This is a genomic window from Mesotoga sp. HF07.pep.5.2.highcov, assembly GCF_003666285.1.
In the GTDB taxonomy this organism is placed as follows: Bacteria; Thermotogota; Thermotogae; order Petrotogales; family Kosmotogaceae; genus Mesotoga; species Mesotoga prima.
This window is the reverse complement of record NZ_JFHJ01000272.1, coordinates 1-600: the sequence shown is the minus strand read 5'-3', so window position 1 is coordinate 600 and position 600 is coordinate 1. Positions and strand designations below refer to the sequence as shown.

1 protein-coding gene is annotated in these 600 nt (G+C 44.3%); it reads left to right on the top strand.

The genetic code is table 11. The features are described from left to right. Window positions 1-10: 10 nt before the first annotated feature. On the top strand, window positions 11-600 hold a 590-nt coding region (locus BG32_RS05595), incomplete at its 3' end, for a C1 family peptidase (protein ID WP_310793872.1).

The window sequence follows — 600 nt, the reverse complement described above, 5'->3', positions numbered from 1 at the left end:
GGGGATGACCATGAAGAAAATATTGGTAGTATTACTTTCGGCTTTGTTCTTATACTCGTTTGCAACTGCTAACGTTGCAACTCAGGTAGGATCGATAGAGTCAGAAATCAACTCGGCGATATCAAGCATGAATCTCAGCTGGAAAGCAGATCTAGAAGAGAGCTTCGTTGCAAAGCTGGAGACAGCGAACATTGGTGACGTAGAAGTGATTTTCGAGAAACTCAATGGCTACATAGACCTTCCAGATGAAGTGCGCGAGAGATTCATCGAGTATTTGAGGTTGTCATACATAGAAGAGATGGATGAATTCTCTATACAGGGAATGACAACTACTGATGATCTTATGATGTCGACTTTCGTGCTTCTGGAACCTCGTGCAGTAGCGGAGAGCAGTTTCGTAAGGCTCGAACCCGTACGGGATCAGTTCATCCATGGCAGCTGTTGGTCTTTTGCCACTGTGGGTTCTTTTGAGAGTGCTTTAGCGGTGCAGTCTTTTGGAATGAACGGCAACGTTGATAACACCTTTGATTATTCGGAACGATGGGGAACTTACCACAATATAGACTGGGACATCTACAGTTTTTCCCCTGACAGTTATGT